Source organism: Nocardiopsis sp. ATB16-24 (genome assembly GCF_030271535.1).
Classification (GTDB): Bacteria; Actinomycetota; Actinomycetes; order Streptosporangiales; family Streptosporangiaceae; genus Nocardiopsis.
The window spans coordinates 95,039-116,030 of record NZ_JASCXJ010000002.1; the positions used below are offsets into that span (position 1 = coordinate 95,039).

Here is a 20,992-nt window from a genome sequence, read left to right on the forward strand (position 1 = left end):
GGCTCATCTCAGGGGACGTCGCGCGGCACCCCCGGCGCATCCTCCGAGGCGATGAGGAAGGCCCGGGCCCTTCCGCGTTCCTCTGCGAGGTGCGGCAGCAGGAGGCACAACAGGAGGAGGAACGACAGGACTCCGAAGACGTGGATCCAGGGCACCGGTCCACTGGAGTTCCCCAGAGCCCACGCGTTCGACGCCAGGCCCACGGAGAGCAGAAAGATCGCGGTTCTGGGCAGGTAGGGGACCCTCAGTAGCGCTTCGGCCCGGATGCGGGCGAGGCGGTTGGCCACGGGATCGGGCCCGGGGGCCCCGGCGCGGAGCAGCCGCCCGACCTCACGCTTCCGGGCGCGGTCGGTGCCAGGGGGAAGAGGCGTCGAGGTCGCGGTGGCGGCGAAGAACACCCCCATGATCACTCCGAAGACCACCCCCGAGATCACGCTCAAGGGCAGGATTTCGGGGGTGAACCCTCCCGTGTTCCGAAAGGTGAACGGGGTGAGGAGTGCCATGGAGAGGCCGAAGAAGACGCCGCAGAAGATCCCGTTGACGATTCCGATGGCGACCCTGTACCGGCGAGGGTCGCGTTGGGCGAGGCACTGGAGTCGGGAGGACGAGGGCGGGCGTTTGCGGTTCACCGTGGCATCCCTCGGTAGGTCGAGTCGTAGAGGTGGCAGAAGTCGCGCATACGCCTGATCTGGGCTCTCGTCACAAAGCTCATCAGGATCGCGCAGAGAAGGACGAGGATTCCGTACAGCTGGAGCGCGAGAGCGCCCGGATCCTGTTCCCGTACGGCCCGCGCCATCGCGAACACGCCTGGGACGATCCACAGACAGCACAGGAGGGAACAGGCGGCCGGCAGGCACTTCGTCAGCCGGCCTCCCCAGTACAGCCGGACACCGGCATAGGAGCGGGCGAGCAGGTCGGTCCAGGGGTCGCCGCTCAACGCATGGTCGCGGATGAGGGCTCGCGCCCGGCGCAGCCGCTCCCCGGTGGTCCAGGGAGGCAGGAGCTTCGGTCCCACGGGCCGTACCGTGGCGAGGAGGACCGTTCCCACGATCACGCACACCGGTGAGAGCGCCAGCGAGACGATTCCGAGGGTGTGGGCCAGGGCTTCGGCCGCCGCCGCCCATACCGGGTCCAGACCGAACCAGAGGGCGTCGTCGACGACGAAGGCCAGAAGTCTCGCACCCATCGCGACGAGCACGAGAGAACCGGCCGTGACCCAGCAGAAGGCGAGGACCTCGAACGGTCGGCCGTACAGTTCCGTGTGGCTCGGGAACCGGAGGGGCGGGGGCTGGTGCACGCGGGTCCTCCCCGGGCCCGGGGAGAGGGGGAGGGCGGGCCGGGCCGGTGCCGCGCCTGTGCGCACATCCTAGCGACTCGGTCGCAGGGGGCTCTTCGCGCCGGCCGAGGTGTGCGGAGTGCGACACGGCTCGCCGGCCGACGTACGGGCCAGGCGGACACCGCTGACCTACGCTGGCCGAATGAGCGATCTGCCGCAGAGCTGCGACGTCGTGGTCGTGGGGGCGGGTGTGGCCGGCCTGGTGGCCGCCGCCGACCTCGCGGATTCCGGGCTCGACGTGACCGTCGTGGAGGCCGAGGAGAGCGTGGGAGGGCGGGTCCGCAGCGGGAAACAGGACGGCTACGTGCTCGACCGGGGCTTCCAGGTCCTCAACACCGCCTATCCGGCGGTCCGCCGCCGCCTGGATCTGGACGCCCTGCGCCTGCGCTCCTTCCCCAAGGGGATGGCCGTACGCACCGACCGCGGACTGCTGCGTCTGCACGCGTCCCCCTCCGGGGCCCTGTCCTCGCTGTCGCTGTTCTCCGGCACGCTCGTGCGTCCCTCCGACCTCTTCCGCCTGCTGGGCATGGTGGCCGGGGACGCCCTGGAACCGGCGGACCGGCTCAAGAAGCGGCCCGAGACCGACATCATCACCGCGCTGCGCCGTCGCGGTCTGGGCAAGCGCGCGGTCGACACCCTGGTACGCCCCTTTCTGACGGGGGTCTTCCTCGACGAGTCCCTCGCCACCTCCAGCCGGGTCAACGACCTGGTCTGGCGCAGTTTCGCCCGCGGGCGGCTGACGGTCCCCCACGCGGGGATGCAGGCCGTGTCCGACCAGCTCGCCGCACGGGCCGGGGGCGCACGGATCCTGACGGGCACACCCGTGCACGAGGTGGCTCCCGGAAGGGCGGTCACCGAGGCCGGGACCGTGAACGCCCGCGCCGTGGTGGTCGCGGTCGGCCCGGTCGCGGTCGCCCGGCTTGTGCCCTCACTGCCCGCGCCGGTGCCGAGACCGGCCACCACCTACTTCCACAGCCGTCCCGCCCGAAGACACGAGGACCCGCTTTTGCACGTGGACGGTCGCGGCCGGCGGCGGGGGCCCCGCCTGAGCAGCGTCATGGTGATGACGGCCACCGCCCCCTCCTACGCGCCCCCGGGACGCGCGCTGATCGCCTCCTCCACGGTGGGTCCGCACCGGCCGTCCGCGTCCGAGGTCCGCGTCGAGGCCGCCCGGATCCTGGGCACCGGCGGCGGCGACTGGGAACACGTGAGCACGGTGCACGTACCGGACGCCCTGCCCGCGGCGCCACCGCCTCTGGGGGACCTCCGTCGCCCCGTGCGTCTGGAGGAGGGGCTCTACGTCGCCGGGGACCATCGCGACACGCCCTCGCTCCAGGGGGCCCTGGTCAGCGGGGAGCGGGTGGCCGCCGCGGTCCTGGTCGATCTCGCCGGACGCTGAGGGACGACCTTCCGAACCCACCGTCCTCCAGGGATCGTCGACCTTCTCGCCGACTCCGGGGAGAGAGTTCGCTCGGGGCCTTCGGCACGTGGACGCTTCCCGGCGGATTCTCGGTGCCGACCATACGTCCCGCCGTGTGCACGGTGTGGTGCCCGTGCGGCCGGCCGGTCCCACTTCTCCTCCCGTCCGCGCGTCCCGTAGTCCTGCCCTTGGCCACCGAACTGGCCTGTCTGATGTCTGAAATCTGACTATTCGCCCGCGTTTGCCGTCCTTTTTCAAGGTCGCTCTATTTTCGGGCAGATCGAAACCCCTTCTTCCTGTGGCGCGGGAGACCGCCCTCCCCCGCGAATCCTCTGTGATGAGAAGCGCTTTGTCTGGCTTTTTACTTTCGGTGCTTGGGCGGGAGAAAGGACACGGATAGGAAGGGACGGGCAACGTGCGGAGGAGGGGGCTCATGGGTCAGGAGGACGTGAGGGAGAAAGGTTTCCGGAAGCGCAGGGGGAGCTCGAAGAGCCTGGCCGAACGCGTGAACGCGACCCGGGACCGCTTCGAGGAGCTCACCGGGCTCCAGGTCGAGAGCGTCTCCGGATTCGAGCCGTCCGAGGACGGCTGGAACATGACCGTGGAGACACTCGAACTCAGACGGGTCCCGGACACGATGAGCCTGCTGGCCACGTACTCGGTGGACCTCGACTCCGAAGGAGAGATCCAGGGCTATCACCGGGCGAAGCGCTACACGCGGACCCGCTCCTACGGGGTGTGAACGCCTTCGGGAAAAGGAGTTCGACGAAAAGCACCACCCGCTTTCGGAGCGCACTGACGAAGGGAGCAAGGCCCGATGACGGTGATACAGGAAACGACGGCGATATGCCGGCCCAGCGGCACCCTTTACGAGGTCCTCGACCTCATCCTCGACAAGGGCCTGGTGATCGACGTGTTCGCCAGGGTCTCGCTCGTGGGAATCGAGATCCTCACCATCGACGTGCGCGTGGTGGTCGCCAGCGTCGACACCTACCTGCGCTTCGCGGAGGCCTGTAACCGCCTCGATCTCGGCACCAGTGGCGGTTCGGGCCTGCCCGACCTGCTCAGCGGCGGCGTGGAGAAGGGCGCGAAGAACAAGTCCAAGGGAGCGCTCTCGGGAGCCGTCGAGGCGGTCTCCGACACCCTGAGCAAGAAGAAGGGCGATGACGAGGATGGTGACGAGGAGAAGAAGCCGGCCCGCCGTTCCTCCAAGAGCAGCGGCAGGACCACCAGGAAGGCGAAAGAGGAGTGAGCACCTACGTCTACGGGATCGTCCACGACGACGAGTCACTGGACGGCCTGGAACTGTCCGGCGTCGGCCGTGAACCGGCCCCCGTGCGGTTCGTGCGCGCCCGCGGGATCGCCGCCGTGGTCAGTGACGCTCCCGAGGGACTACGGGCCAAGCGACGGGACCTGACGGCGCACCAGGAGGTGCTCCAGGAACTGACCCGGCGTCGCGGAGTCCTGCCCATGCGCTTCGGCGTGGTGAGTCAGGACGACGACGCGGTCACCGAGCAGCTCCGCGACAAGGGGGACCACTACTCCGCACTGCTCTCCCGACTGGAGGGCCGGGTGGAGTTCAACGTCAAGGCCGTGTACGTCGAGGAGGAGGTCCTCAAGGCCCTGCTCAGAGACGACAGGGCGTTGAGGGAGCGCAACGAGTCCCTGCGAAGGAGCGGAGGAGGCACCCCCGCGGAACGGATGGCCTTCGGGGAGAGGGTCGCCCGGGCTCTGGAGGAACGCAAGGGACGTGACGCCGCCACCGTCGTCCGGCCCTTGACGGAGCACGCCGAGCGCGTGGCCACGGGACCGCTCGTGGACGATTGCCTGACCAACACGTCCTTCCTGCTGCCCTGGAAGGGACGCGAGGAGTTCCTACGTCGGGCGGCCACGGTCCAGCGGGAGACGGACGCCTACATGGACGTACGCGTCAACGGTCCCATGCCCCCGTACAGCTTCGTGGAACCGCCGCGGAACTGACCCGCCCGCGGGGCACCGATCGGAAGAAGAGAGGGATATGGGCCTCATCAGCGCCATCATCACCGCGCCCATCGCTCCGGTCCGCTTCGTCGAATGGACGGCACGCCAGGCCCTGGACGTGGCCGAACAGGAACTCCACGATCCCGTGCGCGTCCGACGACAGCTGACGGAGCTGGCGGAGCGTTTCGACAACGGCGAGTTGTCCGAGGAGGAGTTCGACCGGCTGGAGGACGAGCTGTTGGACCGACTGGAGGAAGCCGCGAGGTTCCAGGGTCTTCGACAAGGATATTGAGGTGAGGTTCCGTGGGCACCACGGCGAAAATCGTGGCCGCGGCAGTGGGCGGTTACCTGCTCGGTCGCAAGAAGAAACTCAAGATGGCCATCGGCCTCGGACTCTACTTCGGGGCCAAGAAGCTGGACATCAAACCCCAGCAGTTCGTACAGGGACTCGTGAAGGACGTCTCCTCCCTGCCCGGGGTGAGCGAGCTGAAGGATCAGTCGAAGGAGCAACTGCTCGACGCGGGCAAGTCCGCGGCCGGCGACCTCCTGGGCAAATGGGCCGGCGACCTGGCCGAATCGCTCAACAGCAAGGCCGAGGACCTTCGCTCCGATAACGGCGGGGAGGAGGCGGAGAAGAACGGTGCCGCGTCCGACACCACCGCCGAGGAGGACGAACAGACCGGCAGGGCGGAGGAGGAGTCCGACACCGCTTCCGAGGAGGAACCCGAAAGGGACGAGGAGACTAACGGCACGGAGGAGTCGGAGAAGGAACCCGACACCGCCTCTGAGGAGGACGCGAAAGGCTCCGGGACGCGCAAGAGGTCTCGCGGCACCGCCTCGGGTTCCGACAAAAGCGCGTCCGGCACGGGCAAACGCTCCTCGGGGACCGCCAAACGCGGCGGAGGCAAGGGCGGCAGGACCACCCGCCGGAAGAGTGAGGGGGACGAGGGTGAACGGGACTGACTCCGAGGGACCTTTGACGAAGCTGCGCTCGTTCGCCGACAAGAACGAGGGCACGGCCAAACTCGCCGACGCGGTGGAGAACTACCTCAAGGCCAAGGCCGGCAGCGTGGTGAGCGGGGCCACGGGCAAGCTCGGTGACGTCGTGAAGCGGTTCACCAGCGAGGACTCGGCCGTGGGCGAGGCCGGACGCAAGCTCTCCGAGGGCAAGGGCGTGGCGAGTGCGGTGGCCTCCGGCGGAGCCAAGGGGGTCAAGGAGAAGGCCAAACAGGCCCTCGGCGGGGGGTCGAAGGGCAAGAGCGGCGCGAAACCGTCCAAGTCCGTCAACATCGTCGAGAACATCGACGTGGGGGTCCCCGTTCGCGTGGCCTACAACCAGTGGACCCGTTTTCCCGACTTCGCCTCCTTCGCCAAGGGCGTGCAGAGCGTGGAGAAGGAGGACGAGGTCACCTCCAACTGGACGGGCAAGATTCTCTGGTCCAGTCGGAACTGGAAGGGCAAGGTCACCGAACAGGTCCAGGACGAACGGATCGCGTGGTCGACCGAGGCGGCCAAGGGGACCATGAAGGGCGTGGTCACCTTCCACCCCCTGGGTGAGAACCTCACCCGGATCCTGCTGGTGGTGGAGTACTACCCCCAGGGCTTCTTCGAGAAGACCGGCAACATCTGGCGTGCCCAGGGACGACGCCTGCGCCTGGACCTCAAGCTCTACCGACGCCGGGTCATGATGCTGACCCAACAGGAGGCGCAGGAGGTCGAGGGCTGGAGGGGCGAGATCCGTGAGGGAGAGGTGACCCTCTCCCACGACGACGCCATCGCCATGGAGGAGGCCGGGCTGACCGACGAGCAGTGGGCCGAACTGGAGGACCTGGACGAGGAGGAGGCGCAGGAGCTCGCCGAGCTGGAACCCGAGGAGAGGGAGGAGCTCGCCGCGTGGGCCGAGGCGTCCGAGGAGGGGGACGAGGAGGAGTCCGAGGAACCCGAGGAGGACGAGGAAGGCGACTACGAGGACGAGGAGCCCGAGGAACCCGAGGAGGACGAGGGGGAATTCGAGGAAGAGGACTACGAGGACGAGGAGGAACCCCTCGATGAGGAGCCGGAGGACGAGGAGCCCGAGGAACCGAACGAACGGTGAGCACCGGGTCGGAACGGCGGACCGAACCCGTCCAGCGGACCGGAACGGGTCGTTGAGCGCGGAGGCGGCACCACCGAGCGGCACCGAGGGAGCTGAGGGCCATGAGTGAGGTGGGACAGATCCGGCCCTACGGAGGGTCGGCGCCCTCCAACCTCGTCGATGTGCTGGAACGCGTGCTCGACAAGGGGATCGTGATCGCGGGGGACATCCAGATCAACCTGCTGGACATCGAACTCCTCACGGTCAAGCTCCGTCTGCTCGTCGCCTCGGTGGACAAGGCCAAGGAGATGGGCATCGACTGGTGGGAGCACGACGAGGCCCTGACCTCCGGAACGGGACGGCACCGGGACGAGGAGCTGGCCGAGGAGAACCGGCGCCTGCGAGAGCGCATAGCGGCCCTGGAGGAGAACAGCGGATCCGTGGAAAAGGGGTCGGGAAAGAGAGAACCGGCGGGGGCCTCCCGTGGCGGGTCCCGCGAGTCGAAGGGGGAGGAGCGGTGACATCGCACGGAACGGGGTACGCGAGCTATGTCTACGCGGTGTGCCGCCCCTTCGACGGCGAAGCGGTCGAGGGGACGGTCGGAGTCGGAGGCCGTCCACTCCACCTGGTGACGGAGGAGGACCTCACCGCGGTGGTCAGCGCCGTTCCGTTGGAGGAGTTCGACGAGGAGGCGTTGAAGTCCCGCCTGGAGGACCTGCGCCTGCTGGAGGAGATGGTCAGAGCCCACCACGGGGTCGTGGACACGGTCGCGCGTCTGGCGGTGACCGTTCCGCTGAGACTGGCCACCGTCTACCACGGGGACGAACGCGTGAGGGGGGTCCTGCGCGCGCACGCCGAGACCTTCGAGGCGACCCTGCGGGAACTGACGGGACGGGTCGAACTGGGGGTCAAGGTCTACGCCGACGCGGGCACACGCTCCCCGGTGACCGAACCCTCCGGCGGAAGCCTCCCCGGTGAGAGCCGAGGGCGAGCCTACCTGCGCAGACGCAAGGAACAACGGGAGCTTCGCGACGACACCTGGCGCAGGGCCGCCGTCCTGTGCGAACGGACCGACGAGGTGCTGAGCGGGCTCTCCCACGCGCGCGAGCAGCACCCACCCCAGAACGCCGCGCTGAGTGAGGTACCGGGCGAGAACGTGATGAACCACGCCTACCTCGTGGACCAGGAACGGGTGGAGGACTTCCTCGCCGCGGTGCGGGACCTGCGCTCCCACGCGCGCGAGGGCGTCAGGATCGAGGTCTCCGGGCCGTGGGTGCCCTACTCCTTCGCCTCACCGCGATCCTCGGAGGTGGGCGTGTGAACCGGTTGCCCGAGGTACGCGCCGCGGCCCATGGGCTCTCGGATCGGGGGTTTCCCCCGCGGGCCCATTCCCTCACCCGCATGCTGGACGAGGACCATCCCCTGGCCAACAGGGAGATCTCCCTGGTCGACGTGCTCGACCGTGTCCTGGGCAAGGGGGTGGTGCTCACCGGGGACCTGACGGTCTCCATCGCCGGGATCGACCTGGTCCGGATCTCCCTGAGGGCACTGGTGTCGTCGGTCAACGAGAACGTGCCCTCGCCCTGGGAGGGCGGCCATCCCCTGAACGGAAGGATCCGCCATGGCTGAGTCGCGTACCCGCGGGGGAGGGACGCCCGTGACCACCACCGGCGGAACCGTCGCCTTCGACCTCGACGACGGAGGACACGACATCCTGGGCGAACTCCAGGGCGCCCTGGACCGCACGGCGCGCGGTGGCGGGGACCCGCCTTCGTCGGACACGGGGCGGCAGGGGTTGCGCGAGCGGATCGAGGTCGAACCCGACACGGTCGAGCGTGACCTGATCAAGTTGGTGCTCACGGTGGTGGAGTTGGTGCGTCAGCTCATGGAGAGGCAGGCCTTGCGTCGTGTGGACGTGGGCGACCTGACCGAGGAGCAGGAGGAGCGCATCGGGATGACCCTGATGTTGCTGGAGGAGCGCATGACCGAGCTGCGTGAGCGCTACGGGCTGTCCGTCGCCGACCTGAACCTGGACCTGGGCCCCTTGGGGTCCCTGCTGCCCAAGAGTTGAGGGAGGGAACTCCGCGACGGGCTCAACCGGCCAGGATCTGAGGCGAGACCGTCCTGAGCATCGCGTCGGCCCACTTCATCTGACGCAGCGACCGGGGGTGGCACCGCTTGGTGAGCGCGAGCAGCTCGGTGTCCGCGGTCACCTGGGCTCCCTGGCCGAGCAGATCCCAGTCCAGCGACACCCCCGCGGCCATGCGATAGAGCCGACGTAGGTCCGCGAGCAGCAGCATGTCCGGGTCGGAGTCGTCTCCAGGGAGTTCACCCGACTCCTCGGTGGGCGGCTCGGGATCGCGTGCCGCCGACTCCCCCAGGTCAAGACCGTAGCGGGACCCGGCCCCGACGAGTTCGCGTACGTGCTCACCGGACCAGGCGGCCAGGTCGGTGGCCACGTGGTGGATCTCGTGTTCCCGCGCGTGCCGTTCGGCCACCCGGAGAAGTTCGGCCTCCAACGCGCTCTCCGAACCGTGGAGTTCACGCAGCGCCACACCGATCCTCATGCCCCACCTCCGTCGATGAGTTCCTCCGCGAGGGTGTCGGGACCGCCCTCGGTCGCGGGGACTTCGGGATCGACGGGCCGGGACGCCGCCGTCGTGGGCGCGGGCGCCACCACGCCGCCGCCTTTCTCCACCAGACGCAGTCCGGCCGCGGAGGTCTTGAACAGGGGCTGCTTGGACACCGGATCCCAGTCGGTGACGGTCGTCTCGTTGGCCGCGCGTTCCCTGGCACCGTCCCCCGGGATGTCCCAATAGCCGTAGTGGAACGGGACGAACAGCACGCCGGGGCGGATGTCGCTGATCCGCGCCCGTGCCCGGATACGCCCACGCGGCGACGTCACCTCGACGAGATCGCCCTCGGCCACCCCGATCTCCCGGGCGTCGGAGGGGGAGACCTCCACCCAGACGTCGGGGGCGGCCTCGCGCAGCTGCGGAGCGCGCCCGGTCTTGGTGCGCGTGTGGAAGTGGTAGACCGTGCGACCGGTGATGAGCGCGAAGGGGTGCTCCCCCTCCGGTTCCTCGTGCGCAGGTATGTACTCGGCGGCCCTGATGATCGCCCGGCCCTCGGGGTTCATCGCCCCGTACTCGGTGGGGCTCATGGGAGCGCCGGTGACCAGGTCGCGGCCGTAGCTCTCGCAGTCCTCGGGAGCGGCCCAGAACCGGCCGTTGGCGTAGAGACGCTCGGTGCCGTCCGGGTTCTCGGCGTTGCACGGCCACTGGACGCCGCTGCCGCCACGCAGCTTGTCGTAGGTGATGCCCGTGTAGTCGCACAGCCGTCCGGCACTGGCCCGCTTCCACGCCTCGAAGGCCGACTCGGGATCGTGCCACTGCGGGAAGGGCGCACCGTCCCTGTCCCGGAAGTCCATCCGCCGCGCGTAGTCCAGGAAGACGTCCAGGTCGGGCCGGGCCTCACCGGGTGGGTCCACGGCCTTCTCCGACAGGTGCACCGTGCGGTCGGTGTTGGTGAACGTGCCCGTCTTCTCTCCCCAGGTCGCGGCGGGCAGCACCACGTCGGCGAGTTCGGCGGTCTCGGTCATGAAGATGTCCTGCACCACCAGGAAGAGTCCCTGTCGGGCCAGCAGGGCGCGGATCCGTCGCAGCTCGGGCAGCGACACCGCCGGGTTGGTGGCGCTGACCCACAGCAGCCTCACCGACCCCTTCTCCGCGTAACGCATGATCTGCATCGCGTGCGTGGGCGGAGCGTAGTGCGGGATGTGCATCGGATCGATGTTCCACACCGCGGCGAGATCGGCGATGTGATCGTCGTTGTTCCAGTTGCGAAAACCGGTGAGGTCGCCGTCGGCCCCACACTCACGCGTGTTCTCCGCCGTGGGCTGTCCGTTCATCTGGAGGACGCCGGCCCCGGGGCGACCGAGCATGCCGCGGACCAGGTGGAGGTTGTTGACCTGCACGGCCGCCGCGGTGGCCTGGTGCGACTGGTAGAAGCCCTGGAGGACGGTCGACAGCAGCCTCTCGGCGGTGCCGAGAAGCTCGGCCGCCGCTCGGATCCGCTCGGCGGGGACATCACAGATCCGGGCGACGTGGTCGGGTGTGTAGTCGACGACCCCCGCGACCAGGTCGTCGTAGCCGACGGTGTGGGCGTCGACGTAGTCGCGGTCGACCATGCCCCGGCGGACGACCTCGTGCAGGAGGCCGTTCATCAGCGCGACGTTGGTCCCCGGACGCGGCGCCAGGTGCACCTCCGCCTCCCGGGCCACCGGGGTCGTCCGGGGATCGACGCACAGGAGGCGGGGAGGGTTGGGGCCGGTCAACCGGTCGAGGACGCGTTCCCACAACACCGTCTGAGTCTCGGCCACGTTGTGGCCGTAGAACGCGATGACGTCGGCGTGGTCGACGTCGGTGTAGGAGCCGGGCTGGCCGTCGCACCCGAACGACTCCTTGAGCGCCGCGGCGGCGGTGGCCGTGCACAGGCGGGTGTTGCCGTCCATGTGGTTGGTGCCGATCGCGCCGTGGCCGATGGCGGCGAGCGTGTAGTACTCCTCAAGGAACAGCTGTCCACTGGTGTAGAAGGCCAGCGCGCTGGGCCCCCGTTCGTCGAGCAGCTCCTTGCTGCGCCGCACGACCAGGTCCATCGCGGTGTCCCAGTCGGTCTCGACCAGTGCGCCGTCCCGGCGCACCAGCGGTCGGGTGAGCCGATCGGGGGAATCGCCCGCTTGCCACCCGTAGAGGTCCTTGGGTCCGAGGCGGCCGTGGTTGACCCGGTCCTGGGCCCTGCCCCGCACCCCCACGATGCGATCGTCCTTGACCGCGATGTCGAGTGCGTCGCCGTTGGAGTGCAGGATCGTCGCGGACCGCACCCAGCGGTCCACCTGGTCGGGACTCACGCCTTCGGCGAGGTGGCTGTCCACCCTGACGGGCCACTCCTGCCCCGGTCCGTAGGGAGTCCTGGACCCCCAGGGGTCGGCGATCCGATCTCTCCAGGCCACGGCCACCACCCTTTTCCACAGCTGTGGGAAGTCTGCTGGCCGCTACCCGAGGGGCAGGCGGGTAAACGGTGGGGGTCGGCGGCGGGTGTCCAGGGTGAGGGAGACGGTCGCGGCGGCGAACGGACCGAGAGTCGCCCCTTCCCGCCTTCGTGTGATGATGTCGCTCCTGGAACTTTTTTCGAGGGATGTCGCGGCCCCAGGAGCGACGTCGTCGTGAGAACCGCTCCCGCGCCTTTCCTCGATCACACCTCGGATCGCCCCCGTGCCACGAAACCCGAAGATCGTCCATGTCTCCGACGCGGGCACACCGTCACCGGTCGGCCTGCCGGCTCAGTCCGACCCGTCCCGGCGCACCTCCGAGGCGGCGCGTACCAGCCCCGCCCCGAAAGGGAGCAGGGTGGCCGCCACGGTCACCGCGGCCATCACCGCGTTTCCGAGAAGAGGACCCGGAAGAAGGACGAACGCGGCGGGCGCGGCAAGTGCGAGCAGTCCCCCGGAAACAGCCATCACCCTTCCCGTCAGGGGTTGTGCACGCCGCCACGCTTCGGACCACTTCCTGAGGGAGGGGGCCTCGGGCATCGACCACGATCGTGTGGAAACGGACATCAGCACGCCCACCACCATGAGCACCACCCCGCCGAGAGAGGCCGCGATCGGAAGTACGGGCACGGAAGCGTTGGTTCCCACCGCGATCACCAGGAAATGCAACACGAGGAAGAGCAGGCTCATGACGACCAGGACGGCATCGAGGGTGCGCGCCCTGGCGCGGGCGTCTCCACCCACCCTCAATCCCACGCGATGTTCGATCACCCGGTCGAGGGGAGCCACCGCCACCAGTAGGGAGGTGACCAGAACAGTGACGGCGGGAGCCAGGGAGAGGAACAGGGGGCGGGGCACGTGTACGGCGTCGCGTTGTCCGCTCGCCTCCCGCGTGGTCACCGTCTCGGGCACCAGATCCCAGACCATCCAGCTCGTGCCCGCCATCGCGAGCAGGCAGGCCACAGCACACACCAGACCGAGTACGGGAACGGTGCGTGCCGGGAGCTCAGATCGCTGCGTCACAAGGGTCTCCTTTCCTCCTCGAACCAGTGTTCTCGGGCGAAGCGTCCCTTTCCAGTCCCGCGAGACGCAGCATCCCCCTCACACCTTCCAGAAGAACGGCTTTGTTCACGCGATAGTGAATACGCACTCCCGCTCTCCTCGCCACGACCAGCCCCGCCTCGCGCAACGTACGCAGATGGGCGGACAACGTCGGCTTATTGATGCGGAGGCGTTCGGAAATTGCGCTGACAGTCATGTCAGGCTCTTCCTGGATGAGCTCCAGGAGCCTGCGCCGAGAGGGATGACCGACTGCGAGGTAGAAGGAATCCTCCGTCATGCTCCCGCCTTCCTGCCGAGGTTTCCCGCCATCCTAGGAACGGCGGAGGCGCCCACACATCCACCTGGTGGCACGAAGTTGCACGGCTGGACGTCCTCGTGTGCGTGCCTGTCGTCATGTGCGTCGAGCACAAAAGGACCTGGCGGAGGGTTCGGATATGTTGTGGCTCATGTCCGAAAGAAGAAACGTCCTGTCGGATTGGCTTGCTTTAGACGGTGAGCGCGCACCGCGCGTCCTTTCCCTGTGCTTTTGGGGGGCGATGACGCTGTTCACCCTTGTCAACGCCGTCTCCTCCATCCTGAGAACGGAGGGGACACAGGACGTTCGGTTGCCAGAGGAGATGTGGAACTTCCTGAGGATCTCCAGTCTCGCCGCAGTGGTGCTGCTCTCGGCGCTCTGGCTCATGCTTCCCTGGTCCGCCGACACCAGGGCCGGACGCAGAGCGGCGGCCCTGCTCTTCTATCTCGGCACCCTGTACTTCCTCCTGTGGGGCGGTTTCCCGGCGTTCGTGCTCACGATGCTCGCCATCTGCAACGCCGTCCTCGTCTTCGGCACCCCGACCGCCGTCGCCTACATCGTGATCGTGGCGCTCACGGCATTCATCACCGTCATCTTCAGCCCCGGGCAGACCCCTGCTGCGGCGCTGTTGAGTACGGTCCTGGTCACCTTCCAGTCGTTGGCCGTGCTCATCGTCTTCGGTGCGCTCATGGAGGTGCGCCGGGGGATGACCGAGAGGGAGAGGCTGATGTCGGAGCTCCAACGTGCGCATGAGCAACTGACGAGATACGCCGACCGGGTCGGCGAGTTGACCGTCACCACGGAGCGCACGCGCATGGCGCGTGAGATGCACGACTCCGTCGGCCACTATCTGACGGTGATCAACCTGACCCTGGCCAACGCACAACGTTTTCGGTCGCTGCGACCGGAGGAGGCGTGGACGGAGGTGGAGAACGCTCGGGGGCTGACTCAAGAGGCGTTACAGGACACGCGCCGCTGGGTGCACGCGCTGCGTCCTTTGAAGCTGGAGGGGCGCGCGGGCGCGGAGGCCATGCGCTCTCTTGCCGAGGCGCTCTCAGGGCCGGACATCGACATCGACTTCGTCCAGGAGGGGGAATGGCCCTCCGCGACCGACGAGGTCGAGCTCGCGTGTTACCGCATGCTGCAGGAGGCCCTGACCAACGCCCTTCGCCACTCCGACGCAGACCGGGTCCGGGTGCGCGTGCGGTGCTCCGACGATATCGAGGTGGACGTCAGCGACAACGGGGTGGGGGCTCGTGCGGCCGAACTCGACAGGGGCACCGGGCTCACCGGTCTCAGGGAGCGGATCGGCTCGCTCGGCGGCGAGCTGTCGGTGGAGGAGAGAGGACCGGAAGGAGGTGTGCGGTTGCGGGCGCGCCTTCCGGTGTGCACGGCCGCACAACGGTGATCGGTCGTTGTGCGGAAGGTGGGCCCGGGCACGTGGGAGGACGGGGGAAGGCCACCGGTGGAACGGGCCATGGAGACGGTCTCCCAGGAAGGTGACCGGCTCGTCCGAAGAGATGAGCGGATCGTGTGGTGGACGTCGAGCGCGACCGCATCGGAAGGTCCTGGTCAGGGGAGGACGGGAAGATCGTCCGGAACCGCGCGGAGGGCAGGACCAGCGCGTCCCCTGTGCCAGCCGGCGCCCCGGCCGGACGCGGCGTACCCGTGTCCACGTGGTTCCGGCTGCCCTCGAACAAGCCGACGCTGCTCGTCGGCAGGTCCGTTGTGGAGCCTTTCAGGGGTCGAGGAGCTGCGTCTCACCCGGGACGCGGGAGTGAGGAGGACACCTCCCCGGCACGCTCCGCGGCGCAGGACGTGGTGACGCCGCTGTCGATGTGGCCGGGGACGACGGTGTCCCCAAGGTGGTGCGCCGGTCGCCGTATGAGACTTCCACCCGTCCCCTTGAGCCGCTTCAACCTCCCTGAACAGGGCGCACGCATCCCTCATCCGTCTTTGCAAAGCTCCAGAACAGGTCTTGAGGGGCTCTTGGCCGAAGCATCCTCATGACCTCAGTCACATACCTGGACCCATTTACTCCAAAGAGTTATCACTTGGTTTCATGGAGTTACTTCGATCCTTCGTGAATTATTGTGTGTGGCAGAACCGGGCTCCTTCTGCAAGAGGTGCATTGTGTCCGGATAAGGACTCTCCTCGGCTCTTTTCCGCTTGACTGCAAAGAACGGTCCTCATAGTGTTTCGCTCGGCCTGAAGAATCTCGTATCCCCAGGGCGGAAAATGAAGCTCCGGTATTTCGAATATTGCCTGGCTGACAGGCTCTTCTATGACGAGCCGAACAGATGGAACTCTGGTGAAGGCATGTACCAGCAGGCTTCCATGCCTGTGCCGGAGGGCTGGATCACCGCTACGAAGGGTCCGTGGTTCAATTATCTGAAGAAAGGGTCCACCCTACGGAGTCAGGGCTGGAAGGTGCATGTTTCAGCAAATCGAGAAACTGCACAGAAGGTTCTTGACATAGTTTCAGACTACTGTTTTTTGAACAATATATCATTCAAGTTCTTGATGGGGGAGTCAACTCTCATATCCAGGAATTTGAAATATGCGGACCGTGGGGGCAGTGGGAAGTTCATCACCATCTACCCCGAGGACGACACTCAGTTGAAGTGCGTCCTGGAAGACTTGGAGGGACCTCTCGCCGGTCTCGGGGGTGCCTATATCCTGAGCGATCTGCGCTGGAAAGAAGGCCCCCTCTACGTCCGTTACGGCGGTTTCTCCGAGCGCCACACCCGTAACGAACTGGGAGAACCCGTACCCGCGATCGAGACTCCCGAAGGTGAACTCGTCCCGGACAAGCGCGACCCTGTGTTCACCCTTCCCGACTGGGTCGCTGTCCCCGACTTCCTCCGACCCGCGGTCGAGGAGCGCGCTCAGAGCAGTGCGCCCCAGGGGTTTCCCTACACCATCGACTCCGCGCTGCACTTCTCCAACGGTGGGGGTATCTATCTCGCGACGCGGGTGGACGACCCCGACGGGCCCAAGGTCGTGCTCAAGGAGGCGCGTCCGCACGCCGGACTCGACCAGCTGGGTCGGGACGCCGTCAGCCGGCTCGAGCGCGAGTACGAGTTCCTGCGAAAGCTCGCAGACGTGGACACGGTCGTGGACGTCCACGACTACTTCGAACTGTGGGAGCACCACTTCCTGGTCCAGGAGTATGTGGAGGGGACCACCCTCAACAAGGAGATGGTCGCCCGGCTGCCGCTGATCAGACCGCACCAGGATGATGACGCTCTCGCCGAATACACCGCCTGGGCGGTGGACGTGGCCGACCAGGTGGAGTCCGCGGTGTCAGGGCTGCACCAGCGGGGGATCGCCTTCGGGGATCTGCACCCCAACAACGTGCTCCTGCGCGAGGACGGCCGAGTCTGCCTCGTGGACTTCGAGATATCGACCTACACCGACAGCGAGCAGCGGATCGGTATGGGCGCGCCCGGCTTCATGCCACCTGACAACCGTGAGGCCGTCGCTGCGGACCGCTATGCGTTGGCGTGTGTCAAGCTCGCCTTGTTCCTGCCGGTGACCGTCCTCCTGGGCTTGGACAGCCACAGCGCCGTGCGTCTGGTGGAGGAGGTGGAGCAGCGCTTTCCCGTCCCCGACGGATGGGGAGAGCGGGTGCTGTCCGATCTCGACCTCGGACCGTCGACATGGGCGGGAACTCGGCAGGAGATGGCCCGCAGTCACGAGCTCATCGTGGGTGGGGCGGAGCGTCGCCCCGACTGGACCGCTCTGGAGGAGTCCGTGGGCCGTGGGGTGTGGGCGAGCGCCACCCCCCACAGAACCGACAGGCTCTTTCCCGGCGACGTCGGTCAGTTCGACTTCGGCGGTCTCGGTATGGCCTACGGGGCGGCCGGAGTGCTCTACGCGATGGAGGTCGCCGGCCAGGGCAGGCGCCCTGAGCACGAGGACTGGCTCGTACGACGGGTTCGGGAGCACAAGGGGCCACACCGCTTGGGCTTCTACGACGGGCTGCACGGCATCGCCTTTGCCCTCGACCACTTGGGTAGGACCGAGGAGGCCCGGGAAGTCCTGGAGATGGCACAGGCCGACGCGCAGGTCGCCATGCCTCATGAGCTCTTCGGCGGACTCAGCGGTGTGGCCCTCAACCGCCTGCACTTCGCCGAACGTCTCGGTGACGAGGGCCTGCGCCGGCAGGCCCTCCGTGACGCCGATGAGATCGCCACCAGGCTTCGCGACGACCCCCCTCCCACCGTCGACGAGCAGGGTCGGCACCGAAAGGCCGGGCTGCTCTACGGATCTGCGGGCAGTGCCCTGCTCTTCCTTCGGCTCTACGACGCGACGGGGGACGGGGCCCATCTGGACAACGCGGCCCTGGCCATCGAGCACGACCTACAGACGTGTATCCACTCCGAGGAGGACGACACCCTTTTGTCGAACGAGGGCTGGCGAAGCATGCCCTACGTCGGAACGGGGTCTGCGGGCATCGGTGTCGTGATCACCGAGTACCTGCGCCACCGGGAGAACCCCGAATTCGCGACGGCGCTGAGGCGCATCCGCAGAGCGGCCGAACCCGAGTTCTGCGTGTGCCCCATCCTCTTCCATGGCACCGCGGGGCAGATGGCCTTCCTCGCCCATCTGCGCGATCCGAACACGCCCGATCCCTCCCTCGACCGTGCTGTGGAGGCCCAGCGGGACCATCTGAGGCGCCACATGGTCGGGCTACGGGGGAACATCGCCTTCCCCGGAGACCAGCTGATGAGACTTTCCATGGACTTGGGCACCGGCGGCGCGGGGATTCTTCTCGCCCTCTCGGCCGTGAAGGACGACAGCCGGCCGATGCTGCCCTTCCTGACCCGGCATCGACGCTCCGTCTGACCTCTCTTCCGAGGGAGTGACGGAAAGAAGCGACGAGTCCGGTCACGGACGGCCTCGACGAGGCCGTACACACCACGACACGAAGAAAGGAGAAGAACAGTGTCCTTCGTTCTCGATCTGCAGAGCGTACGCGTCGACGCTCAAGGCGACGTGCAACCCATGGGGCCCAGCACGGTCAGTCCCGTGTTCTGCATCAGCGGCGCGTCGGTCGTCTTCTGCTGACACGAGCGATGCCCTGGAGCGCGACGACGTCCACGACTCACAGGGTTCGTTCGGGCCTGGACGAGTCCACCTCCTCCAGGAGAACGGCTCTGTAACCCCCGAAACCTGACACCTCTGAGGGAGACACCCATGTCCTTCGTCCTCGACCTGCAGGCGATGCCCGATCGCGGTGGCCACGAGCTCCAGCTCAAGCCCAGCACGTGGAGCTGGTTCGGCTGCTTCAGCAACGCCAGCGTCGCCGCCTGCTGAGCGGGACCACGACCTGAGGAGAGAACACATGTCTTTCGTGCTGGATCTGCAGAACCTCGACCATGCCGCACCCGGTGAGGAGGCCCTCGGCCCACTGAGCACCGAGAGCGTCTTCGCCTGCGCCAGTGGCACCAGCTTCTTCTGGTGCTGACCCGTCCCGGGGCGGTATCCGGATCTTCAGAGCCCGCCCCGGACGATCGACGGCTTGAACCGCCTCTGAAAGGACACACATGTCTTACGTCCTCGACCTACAGGCCATGGACTCGATGGCCGCTGACAACTCCCCTGCGACGTGGAGCCCCGGAAGCACCATCAGCAGCTTCGGGTGTCTGTCGACCCTCAGCGTCGCCGTTTGTTGAGACGACCACCGAAGCCTCCACGCTCTGACACATCTTTTGCTCTCCTGGAAAGGAAGAACCATGGGATTCGTCCTTGACCTGCAAGGACAGGTCGGAATCAACGATCAGGCCCAGGCGGGTGCGGACAGCACCGTCATCAGCACGGCGAGCCTCAGCGTGTGCATCACGAGTACCGCGAGCGTCGCCGGCTGCGCCACGGGCAGCACGGTCAGCGCCGTCATCTGCATGTGATTCGCGGTGGCCCGCGCTCCTCGAGCGCGGGCCACCGTTCTTCCCTCGTTTTCCTCAGACCCCCAGGGAGACGTTCCTTGACCGACCGACCAGCCGACCGTCTGCTCGTGAGAACGGTGCGGACCCATCTGGGACGTAACATCCTGCTCACAGCGCTCTGCCTCGTCGGAGCGGGGGCGGCTCTCCTCGTTCCCGCCGCGGTCGCGGCCGCGGTCGACGACCGTCTCGGCGAGCAAGGAAGCGGCGCCGTATGGTGGCTCGGCGGTGTGGTCGTCTTCGTCGCACTCGCCAACGTGGGCACCCAGATGATGACGGCCCTCTGCGTGGCGGATGCCACGGTAGAACTGCGGCGTCGGTTTCTCGACCGCCTCCTTCGCCTCGGCACCGTCGAGAGGGAACGGTTCACCACAGGGGACCTGACCATGAGGATCACGTCCGCCACCGGTGTAGCTGCCTCGGTGGTGACATTGCCTGGACGCTTTTTGGCGTCGGTCACGGTATCCGGAGGCGCGCTCGTCGCACTGTGGTGGGTCGATCCGAGGATCGCCTGTACCTTCCTGGCGGGTGTGCCCGCGGCCTTCCTGCTCATGAAGGCCTTCGTGGGCAGGGCCACTCCCGTCCTCGATCGTCAGCTCGCCGTACAGGGAAAGATCTCCGGTCTCCTGCTCGAAGTCCTGGCCGGTCGCAGGTCGGTGCGCTCGGCGGGAAGCGAGCATCGGGAGGCCGCACGTGTCCTGAGCCTCCTGCCCGAACTCCGCTCCGTGGGTAGGGCCATGTGGGACATGCAGGCCAAGGTGAGCTGGCAAGCGGGGCTTCTCGCTCCAGCCATGCAGGTGCTCGTTCTCGCGACGGCGGGGTACGCCCTCACCACAGGCGGTATCAGCCCGGGGAGTCTGCTCGCGGCCTCCGGCTACACCCTGCTCGCCCTCGGCCTCTTCGAGCAGGTCGCGGTCTTCATGGGGCTGGCTCAGGCACGGGCGGGCGCACACCGGCTCACGGAGATCGAGGACACGCCCGTGATGAGGTACGGGAACCGAGACCTTCCTCCCGGGCCGGGGTCTGTGAGGTTTCGTGGAGTCGGGGTCCACGGTCCGAACGGGTCCTTGCTGTCAAGGGTGGACCTGTGCGTTCCCGGCGGCACCGTGGTGGCGGTGGTGGGGCGGTCGGGGGCGGGTAAGACCCTCCTGGCGGCGCTGGCCGGCCGGTTGCGAGATCCGGACGAGGGTGTCGTGGAGATCGACGGCGTCCCTGTACACGAGCTCTCCGCCGAGGCTCTGGGGGAGGCGGTGGGATGGGCCTTCGAGCGTCCTGCCCATCTGGGTTCCTCTCTCGCCGACACCATCCGTTTCGGCAATGGGGAACTCGACCTTCCGACAGTGGTCGAAGCGGCACGCCGGGCCCGCGCCGACGCCTTCGTACGCCGATTGCCCCAGGGCTATGACACCCCTCCGTCAGAGGCGCCCATGTCCGGCGGTGAACTGCAAAGACTCGGTCTCGCGCGAGCGATGGCACACCGGGGACGCCTGCTGATCCTGGACGAGGCGATGTCCAGTCTGGACAGCGTCACGGAGCATGAGATCTCCGAGGTGCTGGACACGGCCCTGTCCGACCGGACGCAGATCGTTCTGGCCCACCGCATGTCCAGGGCGGCCCGCGCCGATCTGGTGCTGTGGCTGGACGGCGGCCGGGTACGCGGATTCGCTCCCCACAGTGAGCTTCTCGGCCGACCGGGTTACCGAGAGCTCTTCGGGAGTGAGGAACAGAATGCCCGACACGCTCCTCGGGCCACCGAGGCGCCCGACACGGAAGGGTACTCCCATGCCGTCCAGGCGGAATGACGACTCCTGTTCCGAGTACCCACGA

25 protein-coding genes are annotated in these 20,992 nt (G+C 67.5%); 19 read left to right on the forward strand and 6 right to left on the reverse strand.

Features of this window, described 5'->3' with window-relative positions:
• Positions 1–8: 8 nt before the first annotated feature.
• Both PFX91_RS02480 and PFX91_RS02485 read right to left on the reverse strand, forming a co-directional pair.
• Entirely contained in the window at positions 9–629 is a 621-nt protein-coding gene (locus PFX91_RS02480) for a hypothetical protein (RefSeq protein ID WP_285729088.1), read from the reverse strand.
• A complete protein-coding gene (locus PFX91_RS02485; protein WP_285729089.1) occupies positions 626–1,297 on the reverse strand; it encodes a hypothetical protein in 672 nt (223 codons plus the stop codon). Before PFX91_RS02485 ends, PFX91_RS02480 begins: the two co-directional genes overlap by 4 nt.
• A 181-nt stretch (positions 1,298–1,478) precedes the next feature.
• Between PFX91_RS02485 and PFX91_RS02490 the strand changes: the two genes are divergently transcribed.
• The 11 genes from PFX91_RS02490 (at position 1,479) to PFX91_RS02540 (ending at position 8,881) form a co-directional block, all read left to right on the forward strand.
• Positions 1,479–2,735 carry an FAD-dependent oxidoreductase gene (locus tag PFX91_RS02490; RefSeq protein WP_285729090.1) on the forward strand — a complete coding sequence of 419 codons (1,257 nt, stop codon included), beginning with the start codon at positions 1,479–1,481 and terminating at the stop codon, positions 2,733–2,735.
• 454 nt (positions 2,736–3,189) lie between these two features.
• A complete protein-coding gene (locus PFX91_RS02495; RefSeq protein WP_285729091.1) occupies positions 3,190–3,498 on the forward strand; it encodes a gas vesicle protein GvpO in 309 nt (102 codons plus the stop codon).
• A 75-nt stretch (positions 3,499–3,573) separates the two neighbouring features.
• The gene (locus PFX91_RS02500; protein WP_285729093.1) at positions 3,574–4,008 is read left to right on the forward strand and encodes a gas vesicle structural protein GvpA; all 435 of its coding nucleotides are present in this window, start codon (positions 3,574–3,576) and stop codon (positions 4,006–4,008) included.
• Positions 4,005–4,736 (forward strand): GvpL/GvpF family gas vesicle protein, encoded by a 732-nt coding sequence (locus tag PFX91_RS02505; protein WP_285729095.1) that lies wholly within the window; start codon positions 4,005–4,007, stop codon positions 4,734–4,736. Before PFX91_RS02500 ends, PFX91_RS02505 begins: the two co-directional genes overlap by 4 nt.
• Positions 4,737–4,773: 37 nt before the next feature.
• Positions 4,774–5,028, forward strand: a complete 255-nt coding sequence (locus tag PFX91_RS02510) for a gas vesicle protein GvpG (RefSeq protein ID WP_285729097.1) — start codon at positions 4,774–4,776, stop codon at positions 5,026–5,028.
• A gap of 11 nt (positions 5,029–5,039) precedes the next feature.
• A complete protein-coding gene (locus PFX91_RS02515) occupies positions 5,040–5,699 on the forward strand; it encodes a hypothetical protein (RefSeq protein WP_285729100.1) in 660 nt (219 codons plus the stop codon).
• Positions 5,686–6,831 carry an SRPBCC family protein gene (locus PFX91_RS02520; RefSeq protein WP_285729102.1) on the forward strand — a complete coding sequence of 382 codons (1,146 nt, stop codon included), beginning with the start codon at positions 5,686–5,688 and terminating at the stop codon, positions 6,829–6,831. The genes PFX91_RS02515 and PFX91_RS02520 overlap by 14 nt, the downstream gene beginning before the upstream one ends.
• 101 nt (positions 6,832–6,932) lie before the next feature.
• Positions 6,933–7,331, forward strand: a complete 399-nt coding sequence (locus PFX91_RS02525; protein ID WP_285729104.1) for a gas vesicle protein — start codon at positions 6,933–6,935, stop codon at positions 7,329–7,331.
• A complete protein-coding gene (locus PFX91_RS02530) occupies positions 7,328–8,131 on the forward strand; it encodes a GvpL/GvpF family gas vesicle protein (RefSeq protein ID WP_285729106.1) in 804 nt (267 codons plus the stop codon). Before PFX91_RS02525 ends, PFX91_RS02530 begins: the two co-directional genes overlap by 4 nt.
• Entirely contained in the window at positions 8,128–8,439 is a 312-nt protein-coding gene (locus PFX91_RS02535; RefSeq protein WP_285729107.1) for a gas vesicle protein, read from the forward strand. Before PFX91_RS02530 ends, PFX91_RS02535 begins: the two co-directional genes overlap by 4 nt.
• Positions 8,432–8,881: a gas vesicle protein K gene (locus PFX91_RS02540; protein WP_285729108.1), complete on the forward strand. Its 450-nt coding sequence runs from the start codon at positions 8,432–8,434 to the stop codon at positions 8,879–8,881. The genes PFX91_RS02535 and PFX91_RS02540 overlap by 8 nt, the downstream gene beginning before the upstream one ends.
• A gap of 22 nt (positions 8,882–8,903) precedes the next feature.
• Here PFX91_RS02540 and PFX91_RS02545 read toward each other — a convergent pair whose 3' ends face one another.
• The 4 genes from PFX91_RS02545 to PFX91_RS02560 all read right to left on the reverse strand — a co-directional run bounded on the left by PFX91_RS02545 (position 8,904) and on the right by PFX91_RS02560 (position 13,199).
• The gene (locus tag PFX91_RS02545) at positions 8,904–9,377 is read right to left on the reverse strand and encodes a hypothetical protein (protein WP_285729110.1); all 474 of its coding nucleotides are present in this window, start codon (positions 9,375–9,377) and stop codon (positions 8,904–8,906) included.
• Positions 9,374–11,743: a molybdopterin oxidoreductase family protein gene (locus PFX91_RS02550; RefSeq protein ID WP_285729532.1), complete on the reverse strand. Its 2,370-nt coding sequence runs from the start codon at positions 11,741–11,743 to the stop codon at positions 9,374–9,376. The genes PFX91_RS02545 and PFX91_RS02550 overlap by 4 nt, the downstream gene beginning before the upstream one ends.
• 408 nt (positions 11,744–12,151) lie before the next feature.
• On the reverse strand, positions 12,152–12,883 hold the full coding sequence (locus PFX91_RS02555) for a hypothetical protein (RefSeq protein ID WP_285729111.1): 732 nt from the start codon (positions 12,881–12,883) through the stop codon (positions 12,152–12,154).
• Positions 12,867–13,199: an ArsR/SmtB family transcription factor gene (locus tag PFX91_RS02560; protein WP_285729112.1), complete on the reverse strand. Its 333-nt coding sequence runs from the start codon at positions 13,197–13,199 to the stop codon at positions 12,867–12,869. Before PFX91_RS02560 ends, PFX91_RS02555 begins: the two co-directional genes overlap by 17 nt.
• A gap of 169 nt (positions 13,200–13,368) precedes the next feature.
• Between PFX91_RS02560 and PFX91_RS02565 the strand changes: the two genes are divergently transcribed.
• From PFX91_RS02565 to PFX91_RS02595, 8 genes are all read left to right on the forward strand, one after another.
• Positions 13,369–14,625: a sensor histidine kinase gene (locus PFX91_RS02565; protein WP_285729113.1), complete on the forward strand. Its 1,257-nt coding sequence runs from the start codon at positions 13,369–13,371 to the stop codon at positions 14,623–14,625.
• An 830-nt stretch (positions 14,626–15,455) separates the two neighbouring features.
• Positions 15,456–18,068 (forward strand): class III lanthionine synthetase LanKC, encoded by a 2,613-nt coding sequence (gene lanKC, locus PFX91_RS02570; protein WP_285729114.1) that lies wholly within the window; start codon positions 15,456–15,458, stop codon positions 18,066–18,068.
• 99 nt (positions 18,069–18,167) lie between these two features.
• On the forward strand, positions 18,168–18,290 hold the full coding sequence (locus PFX91_RS02575) for a SapB/AmfS family lanthipeptide (RefSeq protein WP_285729115.1): 123 nt from the start codon (positions 18,168–18,170) through the stop codon (positions 18,288–18,290).
• 129 nt (positions 18,291–18,419) lie between these two features.
• A complete protein-coding gene (locus PFX91_RS02580; protein ID WP_285729116.1) occupies positions 18,420–18,539 on the forward strand; it encodes a SapB/AmfS family lanthipeptide in 120 nt (39 codons plus the stop codon).
• Positions 18,540–18,567: 28 nt separating this feature from the next.
• A complete protein-coding gene (locus tag PFX91_RS02585) occupies positions 18,568–18,690 on the forward strand; it encodes a SapB/AmfS family lanthipeptide (protein WP_285729118.1) in 123 nt (40 codons plus the stop codon).
• 79 nt (positions 18,691–18,769) lie between these two features.
• The gene (locus tag PFX91_RS23085; RefSeq protein ID WP_352231616.1) at positions 18,770–18,898 is read left to right on the forward strand and encodes a SapB/AmfS family lanthipeptide; all 129 of its coding nucleotides are present in this window, start codon (positions 18,770–18,772) and stop codon (positions 18,896–18,898) included.
• 60 nt (positions 18,899–18,958) lie between these two features.
• On the forward strand, positions 18,959–19,129 hold the full coding sequence (locus tag PFX91_RS02590) for a hypothetical protein (protein ID WP_285729119.1): 171 nt from the start codon (positions 18,959–18,961) through the stop codon (positions 19,127–19,129).
• A gap of 77 nt (positions 19,130–19,206) precedes the next feature.
• The gene (locus PFX91_RS02595; protein WP_285729121.1) at positions 19,207–20,967 is read left to right on the forward strand and encodes an ABC transporter ATP-binding protein; all 1,761 of its coding nucleotides are present in this window, start codon (positions 19,207–19,209) and stop codon (positions 20,965–20,967) included.
• Positions 20,968–20,992: the final 25 nt, after the last annotated feature.